Here is a 16,674-nt window from a genome sequence, read left to right on the forward strand (position 1 = left end):
GTCAAAAATCTGTTACGCCATTTGCGCATTTTCTTGCCTCGGGAAAGTTGCTGTACCACAATCCCTGAAACGTTTCAGCGGTGACTGCGCCACCTGTTTTCAACAGCATGGCGTAAAAAAATCCCCACTGGCTGAAACGATTCAATCTCAGCAAGCGAGGAGAATTATGTTCCAGCTCGAATTGCAGGCCATCCATACCGGAGCCAGCGCCCAGAACAAAGAAGAGGCCATTCGTCAGGTTGCTGCCGCGTTAACCGCGGCTGGCAATGTGACGGAAGGCTACGTCAACGGCATGCTGGCGCGCGAACAGCAGACCTCCACCTTCCTTGGCAACGGCATCGCTATCCCGCATGGCACCACCGATACCCGCGATCTGGTGCTGAAAACCGGTGTTCAGGTGTTCCAGTTCCCGCAGGGCATTGCCTGGGGCGACGATCAGACCGCCTATGTCGCTATCGGTATTGCTGCTAAGTCAGATGAACATCTGGCGCTGCTGCGTCAGCTGACGCACGTTCTGAGCGATGACTCCATTGCCGAACAGCTTAAAACTGCCTCTGCTGAAGACCTTCGTGCGTTGCTGATGGGCGAGAAACAAGCCGCTGAATTCAGCTTCGACACTTCATTAATTACGCTCAACGTCGCCGCCAGCGATCTGATCACCCTCCAGGCGATGAACGCCGGTCGGCTGCAGTCCGCGGGCGTAGTGGATGCCAGCTACGTCGCAGACGTGGTCTCAACGACGCCGCTGAACCTGGGACAGGGCATCTGGCTCAGCGACAGCAGCCTCGGCAACCTGCGCAGTGGCGTGGCCATCAGCCGCGCTGAACATGCCTTCGAGCATCAGGGCGAACAGGCTGCGCTGCTAATCAGCGTGTCGGCAACCGATGAGCGTCCTCTGGAAGTGCTGGGTTACCTCAGCGCATTACTACAGCAGGGCAAAGCCGATCGTCTGCTGAAAGCCGATGCGGCAGGCGTCTACGCGCTGCTGACCAGCGAAGTCGATGAGCAGGCTGAGGTACTGACCGCCGAATACACCATCCGTAACGAACATGGCCTGCATGCCCGTCCGGGTACCGCACTGGTTAGCGTAATCAAGCAGTTCAACAGCGACATCACTGTGACCAACCTCGACGGCAGCGGTAAACCTGCCAATGGCCGCAGCCTGATGAAAGTGGTTGCGCTGGGCGTGAAAAAAGGCCATCGCCTGCGCTTCACCGCCAGCGGTGACGATGCACAGCAGGCGCTGAACGCGATTGAAGAAGCGATCACCAGCGGTCTGGGTGAGGGGGCATCATGAGCAGACGCGTCGCCACCATCACGCTGAATCCGGCATATGATCTGGTGGGATATACCCCTGAAATTGAACGCGGCGAAGTCAACCTGGTGAAAACCACCGGGCTGCATGCTGCGGGCAAGGGCATCAACGTTGCGAAGGTCCTGAAAGATCTGGGTATCGATGTCACCGTGGGTGGCTTCCTGGGTAAAGAGAATCAGGATGGCTTCCAGCAACTGTTCAGCGAGCTGGGCATTGCTAACCGTTTCCAGGTGGTGCCAGGCCGTACCCGTATCAACGTTAAACTCACTGAACAGACCGGCGACGTGACCGATCTGAATTTCTCCGGTTTTCAGGTCACCGCTCAGGACTGGGATCGTTTTACGAGCGACTCGCTGACCTGGCTGGGCCAGTTCGATATGGTCTGCGTCAGCGGCAGCCTGCCGGAAGGTGTCGATCACGATGCCTTTACCCGCTGGATGACCGAACTGCGCACCCACTGCCCATGCATCATCTTTGACAGCAGCCGCGAGGCGCTGGTGGCAGGCCTGAAAGCCGCACCGTGGCTGGTTAAACCTAACCGTCGTGAGCTGGAAATCTGGGCTGGTCGCAAACTGCCAACGCTGCAGGATGTGATTGGTGCGGCGCACGAACTGCGCGAGCAGGGCATCGCCCATGTGGTGATTTCGCTGGGCGCAGAAGGTGCGCTGTGGGTCAACGCCTCTGGTGAATGGATTGCTAAACCGCCGGTGTGTGAAGTCGTCAGCACCGTGGGTGCAGGTGATTCCATGGTTGGCGGCCTGATTTATGGCCTGCTGATGCGCGAATCCAGCGAACACACGCTGCGTCTTGCGACGGCCGTGGCGGCGATGGCCGTCAGCCAGAGCAATGTTGGCGTTTCCGATCGTACTCAGTTGGCCGCAATGATGGCGCGCGTCGACTTACAACCCGTTAACTGACAGCAGGAGAGCGATAATGAAAACGCTGCTGATTAAAGACCCTGTACTGGGACTGGCTTCCGCTTATATGGCGCAACAACGTCTGGCTGCTGCCGCACCTGCTGCGGGCCTGACTCTGACTGATAACCCTGCCGACGCGGAACTGGCGATCGTGCTGGGCAAAAACGTGCCGGACGATGCGGCGCTGAACGGCAAAGCGGTCTGGCTGGGCGATATCCAGCTGGCAGTTGGCGAGCCGGAAACTTTCCTGAACCGGGCGAAAGCCGAAGCCAAAACCTGGCAGGCAACCGCTGCGGTGGCCACACCGGCTGGCGTATCGGCTGCGGCACCGGCTCAGAATGGCGCGCCGAAACGCGTGGTTGCCGTTACCGCCTGTCCGACCGGCGTGGCACACACCTTTATGGCTGCCGAAGCCATTCAGGCTGAAGCGACCCGTCGCGGCTGGTGGGTGAAAGTTGAAACGCGCGGTTCCGTGGGTGCCGGTAATGCGATTACCCCGGAAGAAGTGGCAGCTGCCGATCTGGTGATCGTCGCTGCTGATATCGAAGTCGATCTGGCGAAATTTGCTGGTAAGCCAATGTACCGCACCTCAACCGGTCTGGCGCTGAAGAAAACCGCGCAGGAACTGGATAAAGCAGTAGCAGAAGCGAAGCCGTACAAAGCGGCAGCGGCCGGGCAGAGCAATAGCAGTGAAGAAGAGAAGAAAGGCGGCGCAGGGGCTTATCGTCACCTGCTGACCGGTGTTTCTTACATGCTGCCGATGGTGGTCGCGGGTGGTCTGAGCATCGCCCTGTCGTTCGCTTTTGGTATCACAGCCTTTAAAGAGCAGGGCACCCTGGCCGCTGCACTGATGCAAATCGGTGGTGGCAGCGCCTTCGCCCTGATGGTTCCGGTGCTGGCCGGCTTTATCGCCTTCTCCATCGCTGACCGTCCGGGTCTGACGCCTGGTCTGATTGGCGGTATGATCGCCACCAGCATCAATGCGGGCTTCTTAGGCGGTATCATCGCGGGCTTCATTGCAGGTTATGCGGCGAAGCTGATCAGCGGCAAAGTTAAACTGCCGCAGAGTATGGAAGCGCTGAAACCGATACTGATTATTCCGCTGTTCGCCAGCCTGATCACCGGCCTGCTGATGATCTACGTAGTGGGCAAACCGGTTGCGGGCATCATGAATGGCCTGACGCACTGGCTGGCCAACATGGGTACGGCGAATGCAGTCCTGCTGGGTGCCATTCTGGGCGGCATGATGTGTACCGATATGGGTGGGCCGGTGAACAAGGTGGCTTACGCATTTGGTGTCGGCTTACTGAGTTCGCAGACGTATGCACCGATGGCCGCCATCATGGCCGCCGGTATGGTGCCACCGCTGGCGATGGGTCTGGCTACGCTGGTTGCCCGTCGTAAATTCAACAAAGGTCAGCAGGAAGGCGGTAAAGCGGCACTGGTTCTGGGTCTCTGCTTTATCTCTGAAGGTGCGATTCCGTTCGCTGCCCGTGACCCGATGCGCGTACTGCCTTGCTGCATCGTCGGCGGCGCGGTTACCGGCGCGATCTCCATGGCGATTGGCGCAAAACTGATGGCACCGCACGGTGGACTGTTCGTCCTGCTGATCCCTGGCGCAATTACGCCGGTTATCGGTTATCTGATGGCGATTATCATCGGCACCGCGATTGCAGGTCTGAGCTATGCGGTTCTGAAACGTCCGGAAGAGCAGCTGGCGAAAGCCTGATGTGCTGAAGTGCATAATCTGCTGAAGTAAAAACAAACAGGGAGCCGGATGGCTCCCTGTTTGTTTTTACAGACGGTTCCCGAAATTAAAGCGACGGGAGCATACGACTGGAGTAAAGCATCGCGGGCCAGGGAGCCAGCTGGCTTCCTCAGACTACTCACAAATTCTTATCAGGGTGCATCTGGCAGCGATGAATTAGCTAAAACTCAGGGAACACGGTCAGAGGAGGAAAGCGTCCCGCCGCCCGGATAAAAACGCCGGGAGCGTTTTTGAACAACGCAACGCGTTGGCCCGGCAACGGGCGCACCTCAGGGATGAGGTGCGTAATCGCGCGGGCCGAGCGTGTCATGGATGACGGATTTTGCGTCTTTCCGGTCTGACCGTGTTCCCTGTGCAAGCTCAGTCTTACAGCAACCAGGCCAGACTTTGTCAAAAATCTCAGGGAGCCAGCTGGCTCCCTTTTTCTATCCCTGCTGTTCGGCTTTCAGCCAGGCAATCTCATCTTTCCAGATATCAGGATTAATAGTTTCAAGAATCAACGGGATACCATCAAACCGCGGATCTTTCATCAGCCAGCTAAACGCCGTTTTACCGATATTCCCTTCACCCAGACTGTGATGGCGGTCAACGCGACTGTCAAAGGCGCTTTTGGCATCGTTCAGGTGCATGCCGCGCAGATAGTTAAAGCCGACAATACGCTCAAACTCTGCAAAGGTCGCTTCGCAGTCCGCTTCGGTGCGCAGGTCATAACCGCCGGCAAACGCATGGCAGGTATCAATGCAGACGCCAACGCGCGACTTATCTTCGACATGCTCAATAATGGTGGCGAGATGCTCGAAGCGGAACCCCAGGTTACTGCCCTGACCCGCGGTATTTTCAATGACGGCAGTCACGTTCTGCGTCTGATTGAGCGCGATGTTGATCGACTCCGCAATCCGCTTCAGGCACGCTTCTTCATCAATCTGATGCAGATGGCTGCCGGGATGGAAGTTCAGCAGTGTCAGGCCGAGCTGGTCACAACGTTGCAGTTCATCAATAAAGGCCGCGCGGGATTTCTCCAGCGCCTCTTCGACCGGGTGACCGAGGTTAATCAGAAAACTGTCGTGCGGCAGGATTTGCTGCGAACTGAATTTGTACGTCTCGCAGGCGGCGCGAAAAGCATCAATCACCTCTGTGGAGAGCGGGGCGGCCTTCCACTGACGCTGATTTTTAGTAAAGAGGGCGAAGGCGGTGGCTTCTATTTCATGGGCGCGGATCACGGCCTGATCCACACCACCTGCCGCACTCACGTGTGCGCCAATATATTTCATGCCTTTCTCCTGGGGCTATGCACGGGTGAAACGGCATGATACCCGATGCCGCTAGCCCATGAAATGTTGCACCAGCAGATTGATGGTGCCGCCGCCCGCAATCAACCAGACAAACACCAGCGCGCCCAGCAACAGCGGTTTAACGCCCGCCTCACGCAATGCCCCGAAACGGGTGGTTAAGCCCAGCGCGGCCATCGCCATCGCCAGCAGCAGACCCGCCAGCTCATTCAGCGTGGCCACCAACGCCGCAGGCAACAGTTGCAGCGAGTTAAACAGCGCGACCGCGATAAACAGCAGGGCGAACCAGGGAAAGGTCACCGGCTGACGCGCCTGGCTCGCGTTGCGTTTGCCGCGGATTACCGCGCTCAGGCAGAGCAGGAACGGCGCCAGCATCATTACCCGCAGCATTTTGGCAATCACGGCGCTGTTCTCAGCCTCCGGGCTGATGCTGTGCCCGGCGGCCACGACCTGCGCCACTTCATGGATGGTTGAGCCGGTGAAGACCCCAAACTGCGCGGCACTCAGCCCCGGAAACAGGTGATGCGCCAGCGGCCACATCAGCGGATAGATAAAGATGGCCAGGGTGCCGAACAGCACCACGGTCGCGATAGCCACGGCAACTTTTGACGACGCGGCTTTTACCACCGGCTCGGTCGCCAGTACGGCCGCAGCCCCACAGATACTGCTGCCTGCGCCAATCAGCCAGACGGTATCGCGATCCAGCTTCAGCAGCCGGATGCCCAGCAGGCAGGTAACAAAGAAGGTGCTGCTCAGCGTCAGCGCATCAATCAGGATGCCGCTTAAACCGACCTCAGCAATCTGTTGTAAGGTAATGCGGAAGCCAAACAGGATGATCCCCAGTCGCAGCAGCTTCTGTTTAGCCAGCACCACGCCACTGTCGCAGCGCGACGCCAGCGGTGTATAGACGCTGTTGCCAACCAGAATCCCCAGCATAATCGCCAGGGTCAGTGAACCCAGCCCTGCTGCTGCAATCGCCGGTTGCTGCGCCAGCCAGCTGGCTGCCCCGGCAATCGCAGCCGTCAGCAGCAGACCAGGGAACCAGAGCGTAACGGGATGATGCGTTTTAGGGATGCTCAGTTCGGTCATGATGGTCACTCCTCGTCGTTGAGTCATGATCATGAGGGCGACTGGCTTAAAAGTGAAATTGATAATATATTTATAATTGACCAGAATAAACGATAAGGCAGTGATCATGATAGTTTCGCGTCTGCGCCGCTGGGCGACGCTGATCAAAAGAGATGTGTTCGTGCTGTGGTTTGCCTTTCGCGATCCGCGCACACCCTGGTGGAACAAGCTGGGCATGCTGGGACTGGTTGCTTATGGGGTCAGCCCGATCGATCTCATCCCGGATGTGATCCCGTTTGTTGGTCTGCTGGATGACGCGGTGATTATTCCCACGGGCATCATGATTCTGTTGCGGCTGCTGCCACAAGAGGTGCGCATCAGCAGCAGCGAACGCGCACAGTCTCAGCGTTCGCGCGGCAAAAAGATTGCAGGCTGGCTGGTCGTGGTTGGGCTGATCTGGCTGGCGTTAATTATTTACCTTGTCAGGCATTCACTGAGTTAAGAGGCGACGATGCACATTACGCTGCGGCAAATCGAAGTGTTTACCGAAGTGCTGAAAAGCGGTTCCACTACTCAGGCGTCGCAACTGCTGGCGCTGTCACAGTCGGCGGTCAGCGCGGCGCTGGCCGATCTGGAAAGTCAGCTCGGGGTGCAGTTGTTTGATCGGGTCGGCAAACGGCTGGTGCTGAATGAGCATGGGCGACTGCTCTATCCGCGTGCGGTCGGTCTGCTGGAGCAGGCGGGCGAAATTGAGCAGCTATTCAAAGAGGATAACGGCGCGATCCGCATCTTCGCCAGCAGCACTATTGGTAACTATCTGCTGCCGGGCATGATGGCGGCCTATCGTCGTGACTTTCCTGGTCTGCCGCTGGAGCTGAGCGTCGGTAACAGTCAGGATGTGATTCAGGCGGTTTCCGATTTCCGCGTGGATGTCGGCCTGATTGAAGGGCCGTGCCATATGACCGAACTGGTCAGCGAACCCTGGCTGGAAGATGAGCTAGTGGTATTTGCCGCGCCCGATGCCGCGATTCTGCAACAGTCGGTGACGCTGAAAACCCTGGCAGAAGCGCCGTGGATTCTGCGTGAACGTGGCTCCGGCACCCGGGAAATCGTCGATTATCTGCTGCTGTCACACCTGCCGAGTTTTCAGCTGGGTATGGAGCTCGGCAACTCAGAAGCGATCAAGCATGCAGTGCGGCACGGCATGGGGATCAGCTGCCTGTCGCGCCGGGTAATTGCCGATCTGCTGGAGGCGGGCACGCTGACAGAACTGACGATTCCGTTGCCGCGTCTGACCCGGACGCTCTATCGCATCCATCACCGGCAGAAGCATATTTCAAAGGCACTGACGCGCTTTTTGTCCTATTGCCGTGAGTGATTGCTAATAATTCGGGCGCGATCATGAACTTAACTTATAACAGCATGGCATCAGCTATACAGAGGCGGTCTGGCTGCTACAATCGCGCCTCATTTTTACCCAGCGTAGCGTTAACACATGCATAATGACTCAAAAACAACACAACAACCTGCATTACGACGTGCGTTAAAAGCCCGTCATCTGACGATGATCGCCATCGGCGGCTCCATCGGTACCGGCCTGTTTGTCGCTTCCGGCGCAACGATTGCTCAGGCTGGTCCTGGCGGGGCACTGCTCTCCTACATGCTGATCGGCCTGATGGTCTACTTCCTGATGACCAGTCTCGGTGAGCTGGCAGCCTTCATGCCCGTATCCGGTTCTTTCGCCACCTACGGCGCAAAATATGTCGAGGAGGGCTTTGGTTTCGCACTCGGCTGGAACTACTGGTACAACTGGGCGGTGACCATCGCGGTTGACCTGGTGGCGTCGCAGCTGGTGATGACCTACTGGTTCCCCGACACGCCGGGCTGGATCTGGAGCGCGCTGTTCCTGGGACTGATATTCCTGCTCAACTACATCTCAGTAAAAGGCTTTGGCGAGGCGGAGTACTGGTTCTCGCTGATCAAAGTGGCCACCGTCATTATCTTTATCATCGTGGGTGTGCTGATGATCACGGGCATCATGCGCGGTGCAGAGCATGCGGGCTGGCAGAACTGGCAGGTGGGCGATGCGCCGTTTGCGGGCGGCTTTGCGGCGATGATCGGCGTGGCGATGATTGTGGGATTCTCCTTCCAGGGCACCGAGCTGATCGGTATCGCGGCGGGCGAATCTGAAGACCCGGCAAAAAATATCCCGCGCGCCGTGCGGCAGATTTTCTGGCGTATCCTGCTGTTCTATGTGTTCGCCATTCTCATTATCAGTCTGATCCTGCCGTACACCGATCCGCAATTACTGCATAACGACATTGATGATATCAGCGTCAGCCCGTTCACCCTGGTGTTCCGCAACGCCGGTCTGCTCTCTGCGGCAGCAGTGATGAATGCGGTTATCCTGACGGCGGTGCTGTCAGCCGGTAACTCCGGTATGTATGCCTCAACGCGCATGCTGTATAACCTGGCCTCCGAAGGCAAGGCACCGCGCATTTTCGCGAAGCTCTCTAAGGGCGGCGTGCCGCGCAATGCCTTATGGGCGACGACCGTCGTGGCCGGGCTGTGCTTCCTGACCTCAAAATTTGGCAACCAGGAGGTTTATCTGTGGCTGCTGAACACCTCAGGCATGACCGGTTTTATCGCCTGGCTAGGTATTGCCATCAGTCACTATCGCTTCCGTCGCGGCTATGTCGCCCAGGGACGTGATCTGAACGATCTGCCATACCGTTCCGGCTTCTTCCCGCTGGGACCGATTTTTGCTTTCGTGCTCTGCCTGATCATTACGCTGGGTCAGAACTATCAGGCCTTCCTCAACGACAGCATCGACTGGTATGGCGTAGCGGCAACCTATATTGGTCTTCCGCTGTTCCTGATTATCTGGTTCGGCTACAAACTGACGCGCGGCAGCCGTTTCGTGAAGTACAGCGAGATGGAGTTCCCGGTTCATAAAGATTAGTTCTGTGCGCTTGCTCTGTTGAGTCAGGTGCCTGACACAGCGCGTTGAGGCTGCAGATGGGGCACATGCTCAGGGAGCATACGTCTTTCGCAAAGACGCAAAAACGCCATCCCTGGCAAGCTCAGCGCGGGCCATCCCTGGCCCGCGATGCTTTGCTCCAGACGTATGCTCCCATCGCTTTAAGTCCGGGAACAGCCTCAACGCGCTGTGTCTGCCGGTATCCTGCCCATAACAACACCGTTTTTTACCCTTTTTTCACGTCTCGCTTATCTTCACGAATTGATAATTATTATCACCTGCACTATTGTGGCTGCGTTTTCTGACGTGATAGCCACACAGGGTTCAAACATGACTACTGAAACTTCGCTGCTGGCGGGGGAAGAGACGCTTCACCACACCATGCAAAACTACCATCAGGTGCTGCGCCGCCGCCTGATCTGGATTGGCGTATTACTGGTGGCTATTGTCGCCTCGCTGATCCTCGACTTCACGCTGGGTCCGGCCGGACTCTCACTTGATACGCTGTGGAATACGCTGCTCAGCCCCGACAGCGTCGATGCCGGCACCCGCGTGATTGTCTGGGACATTCGTCTGCCCTATGCGCTGATGGCGCTGGTGGTAGGGCTGTCGCTGGGTCTGGCAGGTGCAGAGATGCAGACCATCCTGAATAACCCGCTGGCCAGCCCGTTTACACTCGGTGTCTCCTCGGCGGCAGCGTTTGGTGCCGCGCTGGCGATCATTCTCGGCATCGGTATTCCCGGCATTCCTGATCAGTGGTTAATCTCTGCCAATGCCTTTGTCTTTGCGCTGTTTGCCGCGCTGATGCTGGATGCCGTGACCCGCTGGACGCAGGTTTCGTCGGCGGGCGTGGTGCTGTTCGGTATTGCACTGGTCTTCACCTTTAACGCGTTAGTTTCAATGATGCAGTTCATCGCCAGTGAAGACACCCTGCAGGGTCTGGTGTTCTGGACCATGGGCAGCCTGGCGCGTGCTTCCTGGGAAAAGCTGGGTGTACTGACCGTAGCGCTGGCCATTCTGGTGCCGTTCTCAATGATGAGCAGCTGGAAGCTGACGGCGCTGCGTCTGGGTGAAGATCGCGCGGTGAGCTTTGGTATTGATGTACGTCGTCTGCGCCTGACCACCCTGCTGCGTATCAGTATTCTCTCGGCGCTGGCGGTGGCGTTTGTTGGCCCGATCGGCTTCATCGGGCTGGTCGCGCCGCATATTGCCCGCATGATGTTTGGTGAAGATCACCGCTTCTATCTGCCCGCCAGTGCGCTGGTTGGCGCGCTGGTGCTGTCGCTGGCATCAGTCGCCTCGAAAAACCTGCTCCCCGGCGTGATCATCCCTGTCGGCATCGTCACCTCACTGATTGGCGTGCCGTTCTTCCTGAGTATTATTCTGCGTCATCGGGGGACGGTATGATGGAACAGGGTCTGACGTTACGCGGCTTCAGTGCCGGTTATCCCAAACATAAAGTCATTGAAAATCTCAACGTGGCACCGCTGCCACGCGGTGAGATCACCGTGCTGCTCGGGCCGAATGGCTGTGGTAAATCGACGCTGCTGCGTGCACTGGCCGGGCTGAATAAAGGTCAGGGTGAGATGTGGCTCAACGGTGAAGATCTGATGACTCAGCCGTTTGCCCGCCGCGCGAAGAACGTGGTCTATCTGCCGCAGTCGTTGCCTGCGGGCGTGCATCTGCACGTGCTGGAGTCGATCATTGTGGCGCAGCGTGCCTCTGGTGGACTGCACAGCGCCAGCAGCGAAGCCGAAATCATGCATCTGCTTGAACAACTGGGGATAGCGCATCTCGCGATGCGTTACCTCGATCAGCTCTCCGGCGGTCAGAAGCAGCTGGTCGGGCTGGCGCAGTCCCTGATCCGTCGCCCTAAGCTGCTGCTGCTGGATGAACCGCTGAGCGCGCTCGATCTCAACTATCAGTTCCACGTGATGGATCTGGTACGCCGCGAAACAGCCCAGCGCAACATCGTGACGGTGGTGGTGGTGCATGACATCAATATCGCGCTGCGTCATGCGCAACACGCGCTGATGCTGAAGCAGGGCGCACTGGTAGCGGAAGGGCAACCGGATAAGGTGATTACGCCGACTACGCTGGCAAAAGTGTATGGCGTGAATGGCCGTATCGAACACTGCTCACGCGGCATTCCGCAGGTAATGATCGACGGGCTGACCGGACCGGCACTGGTCTGAAAGTCGGGCAGGCCTGGCCTTGAGCCAGCGTTTGCGGCAGTAGCAGTACAGGATGCAGAAAAGTTCAGGGCCGCAATTGCGGCCCTGATGTTTTACGTTAGCAGATGTTGTGCATGGAAGCGCAGATGATCTTCCACAAAGCTGGCTATAAAGAAGTAGCTATGGTCATAACCCGGCTGAATACGCAGCGTCAGCGGGAAACCGACTGCTTTAGCAATCTCTTCTAACCGCTCCGGTTGCAGCTGATCGGCCAGGAACTGATCGCTGTCGCCCTGATCGATCAGGACTGGCAGACGATGCGACACCTCTGCCATCAGCTGGCAGCTGTCATATTCCCGCCACGCCGCCTGGTCGTCGCCCAGATAGGCCTTAAACGCTTTCTGGCCCCACGGCACCTGCATAGGGTTTACAATCGGCGCAAACGCAGACGCTGAGGCAAAGCGGTTACCCAGACGCAGCGCCAGCATCAGCGCGCCGTGTCCGCCCATGGAGTGACCCATAATCGACTGACGTTCACTGACTTTGAAGTTATCCGCAATCAGGGCGGGCAGCTCGCTGCTCAGATAGTCGAACATGCGGAAATGAGTGGCCCAGGGGTGCTGAGTGGCATTGAGATAAAATCCCGCGCCCTGACCCAGATCGTAGCCCTCATCGTTGGCAACGCCTTCACCGCGCGGGCTGGTATCCGGCATAATCATTACCAGACCCAGTTCCGCCGCCACGCGCTGCGCGCCCGCTTTGGTGGTGAAGTTCTCATCGTTGCAGGTCAGCCCGGCCAGAAACCAGACCACTGGCGGCGGCGCATCACCGTGCGGTTCAGGCAGGTAGATGCTGAAGGTCATCGGGCAGTTCAGCACGGCCGACTGATGACGCCAGCGCTGCTGCCAGCCGCCAAAAATGCGGTGTTCTTCCAGTAGCTCCAGAGTGGATGCCATAACGCCTCCTGATTACTTGTTAAAGTGCACGACCGAGCGAATCGATTTTCCTTCGTGCATCAAATCAAAGGCGTCGTTGATCTCTTCCAGCGGCATGGTGTGGGTGATGAAGTCGTTCAGGGCAAACTTACCATCAAGGTAATCCTGCACAATGCCCGGCAGCTGTGAGCGGCCTTTCACGCCACCAAAGGCGGAACCGCGCCAGACGCGACCAGTTACCAGCTGGAACGGACGGGTAGAGATCTCTTCACCGGCACCGGCGACGCCGATAATCACAGACTCACCCCAGCCTTTGTGGCAGCACTCCAGCGCGGAACGCATCACGTTGACGTTACCGATACACTCAAATGAGAAGTCCACGCCGCCGTCGGTCAGCTCGACAATCACATCCTGAATCGGCTTATCGTAATCTTTCGGATTAATCAGATCGGTGGCACCCAGTTTGCGCGCCAGATCGAATTTGCTGGTGTTGAGGTCGATTGCGATGATGCGGCCAGCCTTCGCCATTTTTGCGCCGATAACCGCAGAAAGACCGATGCCGCCGAGACCGAAAATCGCGACGGTGTCGCCTTCTTTTACTTTAGCGGTGTTCATTACCGCGCCCATGCCGGTAGTCACGCCACAACCCAGCAGACAAACTTCTTCCAGCGGCGCTTCTTTACTGATTTTCGCCAGCGAGATTTCCGGGATCACGGTGTATTCAGAGAAGGTCGACGTGCCCATATAGTGGAAAATCGGTTTGCCATCTTTAAAGAAGCGCGTGGTGCCGTCCGGCATCAGGCCTTTGCCCTGAGTGGCACGGATCGCCTGGCAGAGGTTAGTTTTGCCCGACAGGCAGAACTTACATTTGCCACACTCCGGAGTGTAAAGCGGAATGACATGGTCACCTACTTCCACACTGGTCACGCCTTCGCCCACGGCTTCTACGATTCCGCCGCCTTCATGGCCGAGAATCGCCGGGAAAACGCCTTCCGGATCGGTGCCGGAGAGGGTGTAGGCGTCGGTATGACAGACGCCAGTCGCGACGATGCGCACCAGCACTTCGCCTTTCTGCGGTGGCATCAAATCCACTTCTTCGATTTTCAGCGGTTCGCCAGCGGCCCAGGCAACAGCGGCACGGGTTTTGATCATGTTCATGCAATCCCTCTTCCAGTCAGATTGTGACGCACGATGGCGTCGTGTGGTTATGGTTTAAACATAGCGTGGAACGCTTATTGCGCCGCCTGTAATGGATAGATCAACTCATCGTTGAGCGGACGATCGTCAAACTGTTCAATAATCAGATACTTCAGCGCTTCAACATTCGGAGTAAAAGCATCGCGTCGCCACATTAGCCAGGTGGCGGTATCGCGATAAGCCGCAGGTAAGGTATGCGCCTGCACCCGCGACCGATCCGCCATCTGCTTCAGCACCGAAGCCGGGATCATCGCGACACCCGCACCGCCCGCCACGCAGGCCAGCATGGCGTGATAGGACTGAATCTCCATCACATTGTCGGGCGCGGTCTGGCTGTCGCGATACCAGCTCTCCAGCTTCACCCGGTAAGAGCAGCTATTGCGGAAGGCAAACAGGGTGTCGTCCTGCACATCGCGCGCTGTGGTGATAGGCGCGTGATCCAGCCCGGTGATCAGCACCATCTCCTCACGAAAGGCGATGCAGCCATTCAGATCGTCATGGGAAACCGGGCCATCCACCAGCGCGGCGGCCAGAGTGCCTTCGCGAACCCGATCGATGATTTCGCCCGAGGTGCCGGTAATCAGCGACAGCGCCACTTTAGGGAAGCGCTGGTGATAGGCGGCGAGCAGACCAGGCAGGCGGGTCGCTGCGGTACTCTCCATTGAGCCCAGCGCAAAGTTGCCTGCCGGTTCACCAGTGCGGGTCATGCTCATCGCTTCTTCACTTAATGCCAGAATACGCTGCGCATAATTCAGGAAATTATGGCCCATCGGTGACAGGCGAATGCGCTGCTTCTCACGAATAAAGAGATCCACACCTAATTCTTCTTCCAGCTGACGCAGCCGCGTGGTGAGATTAGAGGGAACGCGATGCAGCTGTTCGGCTGCGCGCGTCAGGGAACCCGTTTCGGCAACGGAACAGAACATACGCAGCTGAACTAAATCCATATCTTCTTTTCCCGTAAACAAGTTGGTTAATATTATTCACTTTCCGTGAGTTTAATCATCCTGCATGCTGTTAGCAAGTCAGAAGAGATCGCAAGGTAGAACAACAGGAGTTCAGCAATGGCGTTACGCGTCGCGCTCAGCGCGTTTTTAACCTTATTTGTGGCGATGGGCATTGGGCGATTCGCCTTTACGCCGCAGGTGCCGCTGATGATTCAGGCGCACCAGCTGACGCTCACCAGTGCCAGCCTGGTCGCTGCGCTCAACTATCTTGGCTATCTGTGTGGCTCATTCGATGCCATGCGCGCGCACCGGCGGGTGGAGCTGCGTTTGCAGGCGGGCGTATGGGGTGCAGTGATCCTGACGCTGCTCTCTGCACTGGCAACCGGACCGTGGCTGCACGGTGCGATCCGCTTTCTGATTGGCTGGGCCAGTGGATGGGCGATGGTGCTGGTGGCGGCCTGGAGCAACGAACAACTGCATCGCCACGGCCGGGCAGGGCTGTCGGCGGCCGTGTTTGCCGGGCCGGGCTGCGGTATTTTTGTCAGCGGTCTGCTGGGGGTGGCGCTGCATACTCTACAGGTCTCTGCCGGTCTGGCCTGGGCCGCTTACGGTACGCTGGCACTGCTGCTGATTGCGCTGATTACCCGTAATCTGCCGCGTCGGGGCGAACTGCATCGCCCGGATCAGGCACCTGAGCCGCTGGTGCTGGATCGCAACCTGAAACGTCTGGTGCTGAGTTACAGTCTGGCGGGCTTTGGTTATATCCTGCCCGCCACCTTTTTATCGCAGATGGCCGCTACGCGTTTTCCTGACGGCATCTTCGCGCAGTTTGTCTGGCCGATATTTGGCGGTGCGGCGATGGTCGGCATCCTGCTGGGCATCCTGACGCGGCGCTGGGGGCATAGTCACGTCCGCCTGGCGGTAGTGCTCTGGGCTCAGGCGCTGGGCGTTTTTGCTGCGGCACTGCTGCCCGGCTTTAGTGGCCTGCTGGCCGGGGCGCTGCTGGTGGGCGGCGGCTTCCTCAGCGTGGTACAGCTGTCGCTGCTTTGCGCCCGTGAACTGGCACCCCATCATCTGCGTTACATGGCCGGCCTCCTGACCACCGGCTATGCGGTCGGACAGCTGGTTGGTCCGCTGCTCTCTTTTCTCTCAACGGCTCTGTTACATCGGCTGGAGCCTGCCCTGTGGGTGGCCGGGATCAGCCTGGTGTGGGCGGGCCTGCTGGTCTGGCGAAAAATTGAATGAAAAGCTTTCATCACCAATCTGATTGATTGCTGGATTCCCCGCAAAGAAAGTTTCACAATACGCGCCTGATTACAGGGCCTGCAGGCAAAAGCTTGCGGGCGCAACACCAGCCGGAGAAGAGTAAATGAGCACCCTAAGTCAGGAAGCTGCCCTGGTTCACGAAGCGCTGCTGGCGCGTGGACTGGAAACGCCGTTACGTGCACCGACGCGCGACATTGATGACGAAACGCGTAAGAGCCTGATTGCCGGGCACATGACCGAGATTATGCAGCTGCTGAATCTGGATCTTGAAGATGACAGCCTGATGGAAACGCCGCATCGCATCGCCAAAATGTATGTGGATGAGGTCTTTTCCGGTCTCGATTATGCCAACTTCCCGAAAATCACCGTCATTGAGAATAAAATGAAGGTCGATGAGATGGTGACCGTGCGTGATATCACCCTGACCAGCACCTGTGAACATCACTTTGTGATCATTGATGGCAAAGCCACGGTTGCCTATATTCCCAAGGAAAAGGTGATTGGCCTGTCGAAAATCAACCGCATCGTGCAGTTCTTCGCCCAGCGCCCGCAGGTGCAGGAGCGCCTGACACAGCAGGTTCTGGTGGCCTTGCAGACGCTGCTGGGCACCAACAACGTTGCTGTCTCGATTGATGCGGTACATTACTGTGTGAAAGCGCGTGGCGTCAAAGATGCGACCAGCGCCACCACCACGACCTCTCTGGGCGGCCTGTTCAAGTCCAGTCAGAATACCCGCCAGGAATTCTTGCGCGCGGTACGCCATAGTTGAGTTAACGGCGGGCGCATAATGCTGCCCGCCTCAATGGGGCAGGGTGCCG

General features: G+C 57.8%; 15 protein-coding genes. 10 read left to right on the forward strand and 5 right to left on the reverse strand.

Features of this window, described 5'->3' with window-relative positions; translation table 11 throughout:
• Nucleotides 1–166: 166 nt before the first annotated feature.
• From fruB to fruA, 3 genes are read left to right on the forward strand one after another with little or no spacing between them, the layout of a single operon-like run.
• Nucleotides 167–1,297, forward strand: coding sequence for a fused PTS fructose transporter subunit IIA/HPr protein (fruB, locus tag K6R05_RS06350; RefSeq protein WP_222925210.1), 1,131 nt, complete (start codon nt 167–169; stop codon nt 1,295–1,297).
• Entirely contained in the window at nt 1,294–2,232 is a 939-nt protein-coding gene (gene fruK / locus K6R05_RS06355) for a 1-phosphofructokinase (protein WP_161732200.1), read from the forward strand. Before fruB ends, fruK begins: the two co-directional genes overlap by 4 nt.
• 16 nt (nt 2,233–2,248) lie before the next feature.
• Nucleotides 2,249–3,961, forward strand: a complete 1,713-nt coding sequence (fruA, locus tag K6R05_RS06360) for a PTS fructose transporter subunit IIBC (RefSeq protein ID WP_222925211.1) — start codon at nt 2,249–2,251, stop codon at nt 3,959–3,961.
• Nucleotides 3,962–4,425: 464 nt separating this feature from the next.
• Here the strand turns inward: fruA and nfo are convergent, their stop codons facing one another.
• Nucleotides 4,426–5,271: a deoxyribonuclease IV gene (gene nfo, locus K6R05_RS06365; protein WP_222925212.1), complete on the reverse strand. Its 846-nt coding sequence runs from the start codon at nt 5,269–5,271 to the stop codon at nt 4,426–4,428.
• A 51-nt stretch (nt 5,272–5,322) separates the two neighbouring features.
• Nucleotides 5,323–6,378, reverse strand: coding sequence for a YeiH family protein (locus K6R05_RS06370; protein WP_222925213.1), 1,056 nt, complete (start codon nt 6,376–6,378; stop codon nt 5,323–5,325).
• A gap of 106 nt (nt 6,379–6,484) precedes the next feature.
• On the opposite strand from K6R05_RS06370, the gene K6R05_RS06375 reads away from it, so the two are divergent.
• The 5 genes from K6R05_RS06375 (at nt 6,485) to K6R05_RS06395 (ending at nt 11,532) form a co-directional block, all read left to right on the forward strand.
• Nucleotides 6,485–6,859: a YkvA family protein gene (locus K6R05_RS06375; RefSeq protein ID WP_222925214.1), complete on the forward strand. Its 375-nt coding sequence runs from the start codon at nt 6,485–6,487 to the stop codon at nt 6,857–6,859.
• Nucleotides 6,860–6,868: 9 nt separating this feature from the next.
• Nucleotides 6,869–7,735, forward strand: coding sequence for a DNA-binding transcriptional regulator YeiE (yieE, locus tag K6R05_RS06380; RefSeq protein WP_222925215.1), 867 nt, complete (start codon nt 6,869–6,871; stop codon nt 7,733–7,735).
• A 117-nt stretch (nt 7,736–7,852) separates the two neighbouring features.
• A complete protein-coding gene (locus K6R05_RS06385) occupies nt 7,853–9,319 on the forward strand; it encodes an amino acid permease (RefSeq protein WP_222925216.1) in 1,467 nt (488 codons plus the stop codon).
• A 348-nt stretch (nt 9,320–9,667) separates the two neighbouring features.
• Nucleotides 9,668–10,744: a FecCD family ABC transporter permease gene (locus K6R05_RS06390; RefSeq protein ID WP_222925217.1), complete on the forward strand. Its 1,077-nt coding sequence runs from the start codon at nt 9,668–9,670 to the stop codon at nt 10,742–10,744.
• The gene (locus tag K6R05_RS06395; RefSeq protein WP_161732321.1) at nt 10,744–11,532 is read left to right on the forward strand and encodes an ABC transporter ATP-binding protein; all 789 of its coding nucleotides are present in this window, start codon (nt 10,744–10,746) and stop codon (nt 11,530–11,532) included. The genes K6R05_RS06390 and K6R05_RS06395 overlap by 1 nt, the downstream gene beginning before the upstream one ends.
• A gap of 92 nt (nt 11,533–11,624) precedes the next feature.
• Here K6R05_RS06395 and fghA read toward each other — a convergent pair whose 3' ends face one another.
• From fghA to ptrR, 3 genes are all read right to left on the reverse strand, one after another.
• A complete protein-coding gene (gene fghA / locus K6R05_RS06400) occupies nt 11,625–12,467 on the reverse strand; it encodes an S-formylglutathione hydrolase (protein WP_161732212.1) in 843 nt (280 codons plus the stop codon).
• Between the two features lie 12 nt (nt 12,468–12,479).
• The gene (locus tag K6R05_RS06405; RefSeq protein WP_161732214.1) at nt 12,480–13,604 is read right to left on the reverse strand and encodes an S-(hydroxymethyl)glutathione dehydrogenase/class III alcohol dehydrogenase; all 1,125 of its coding nucleotides are present in this window, start codon (nt 13,602–13,604) and stop codon (nt 12,480–12,482) included.
• Nucleotides 13,605–13,678: 74 nt separating this feature from the next.
• Entirely contained in the window at nt 13,679–14,590 is a 912-nt protein-coding gene (ptrR, locus tag K6R05_RS06410) for a putrescine utilization regulator PtrR (RefSeq protein ID WP_222925218.1), read from the reverse strand.
• Between the two features lie 117 nt (nt 14,591–14,707).
• On the opposite strand from ptrR, the gene K6R05_RS06415 reads away from it, so the two are divergent.
• Together K6R05_RS06415 and folE are read left to right on the forward strand one after the other, a co-directional pair.
• A complete protein-coding gene (locus tag K6R05_RS06415) occupies nt 14,708–15,835 on the forward strand; it encodes a YbfB/YjiJ family MFS transporter (protein ID WP_222925219.1) in 1,128 nt (375 codons plus the stop codon).
• Nucleotides 15,836–15,959: 124 nt separating this feature from the next.
• Nucleotides 15,960–16,625, forward strand: coding sequence for a GTP cyclohydrolase I FolE (gene folE / locus K6R05_RS06420; protein ID WP_061062924.1), 666 nt, complete (start codon nt 15,960–15,962; stop codon nt 16,623–16,625).
• Nucleotides 16,626–16,674: the final 49 nt, after the last annotated feature.

Source organism: Pantoea alfalfae (assembly GCF_019880205.1).
Lineage (GTDB): Bacteria > Pseudomonadota > Gammaproteobacteria > Enterobacterales > Enterobacteriaceae > Pantoea > Pantoea alfalfae.

Bases quoted from the DNA above. Each gene is read 5' to 3' on its own strand.
- folE (WP_061062924.1), top strand. From the start codon at position 15,960: ATGAGCACCCTAAGTCAGGAAGCTGCCCTGGTTCACGAAGCGCTGCTG.
- K6R05_RS06370 (WP_222925213.1), bottom strand. From the start codon at position 6,378: ATGACCGAACTGAGCATCCCTAAAACGCATCATCCCGTTACGCTCTGG.
- fghA (WP_161732212.1), bottom strand. From the start codon at position 12,467: ATGGCATCCACTCTGGAGCTACTGGAAGAACACCGCATTTTTGGCGGC.
- fruK (WP_161732200.1), top strand. From the start codon at position 1,294: ATGAGCAGACGCGTCGCCACCATCACGCTGAATCCGGCATATGATCTG.
- K6R05_RS06395 (WP_161732321.1), top strand. From the start codon at position 10,744: ATGGAACAGGGTCTGACGTTACGCGGCTTCAGTGCCGGTTATCCCAAA.
- K6R05_RS06385 (WP_222925216.1), top strand. From the start codon at position 7,853: ATGCATAATGACTCAAAAACAACACAACAACCTGCATTACGACGTGCG.
- K6R05_RS06375 (WP_222925214.1), top strand. From the start codon at position 6,485: ATGATAGTTTCGCGTCTGCGCCGCTGGGCGACGCTGATCAAAAGAGAT.
- fruB (WP_222925210.1), top strand. From the start codon at position 167: ATGTTCCAGCTCGAATTGCAGGCCATCCATACCGGAGCCAGCGCCCAG.
- K6R05_RS06415 (WP_222925219.1), top strand. From the start codon at position 14,708: ATGGCGTTACGCGTCGCGCTCAGCGCGTTTTTAACCTTATTTGTGGCG.
- fruA (WP_222925211.1), top strand. From the start codon at position 2,249: ATGAAAACGCTGCTGATTAAAGACCCTGTACTGGGACTGGCTTCCGCT.
- K6R05_RS06390 (WP_222925217.1), top strand. From the start codon at position 9,668: ATGACTACTGAAACTTCGCTGCTGGCGGGGGAAGAGACGCTTCACCAC.
- K6R05_RS06405 (WP_161732214.1), bottom strand. From the start codon at position 13,604: ATGAACATGATCAAAACCCGTGCCGCTGTTGCCTGGGCCGCTGGCGAA.
- yieE (WP_222925215.1), top strand. From the start codon at position 6,869: ATGCACATTACGCTGCGGCAAATCGAAGTGTTTACCGAAGTGCTGAAA.
- nfo (WP_222925212.1), bottom strand. From the start codon at position 5,271: ATGAAATATATTGGCGCACACGTGAGTGCGGCAGGTGGTGTGGATCAG.
- ptrR (WP_222925218.1), bottom strand. From the start codon at position 14,590: ATGGATTTAGTTCAGCTGCGTATGTTCTGTTCCGTTGCCGAAACGGGT.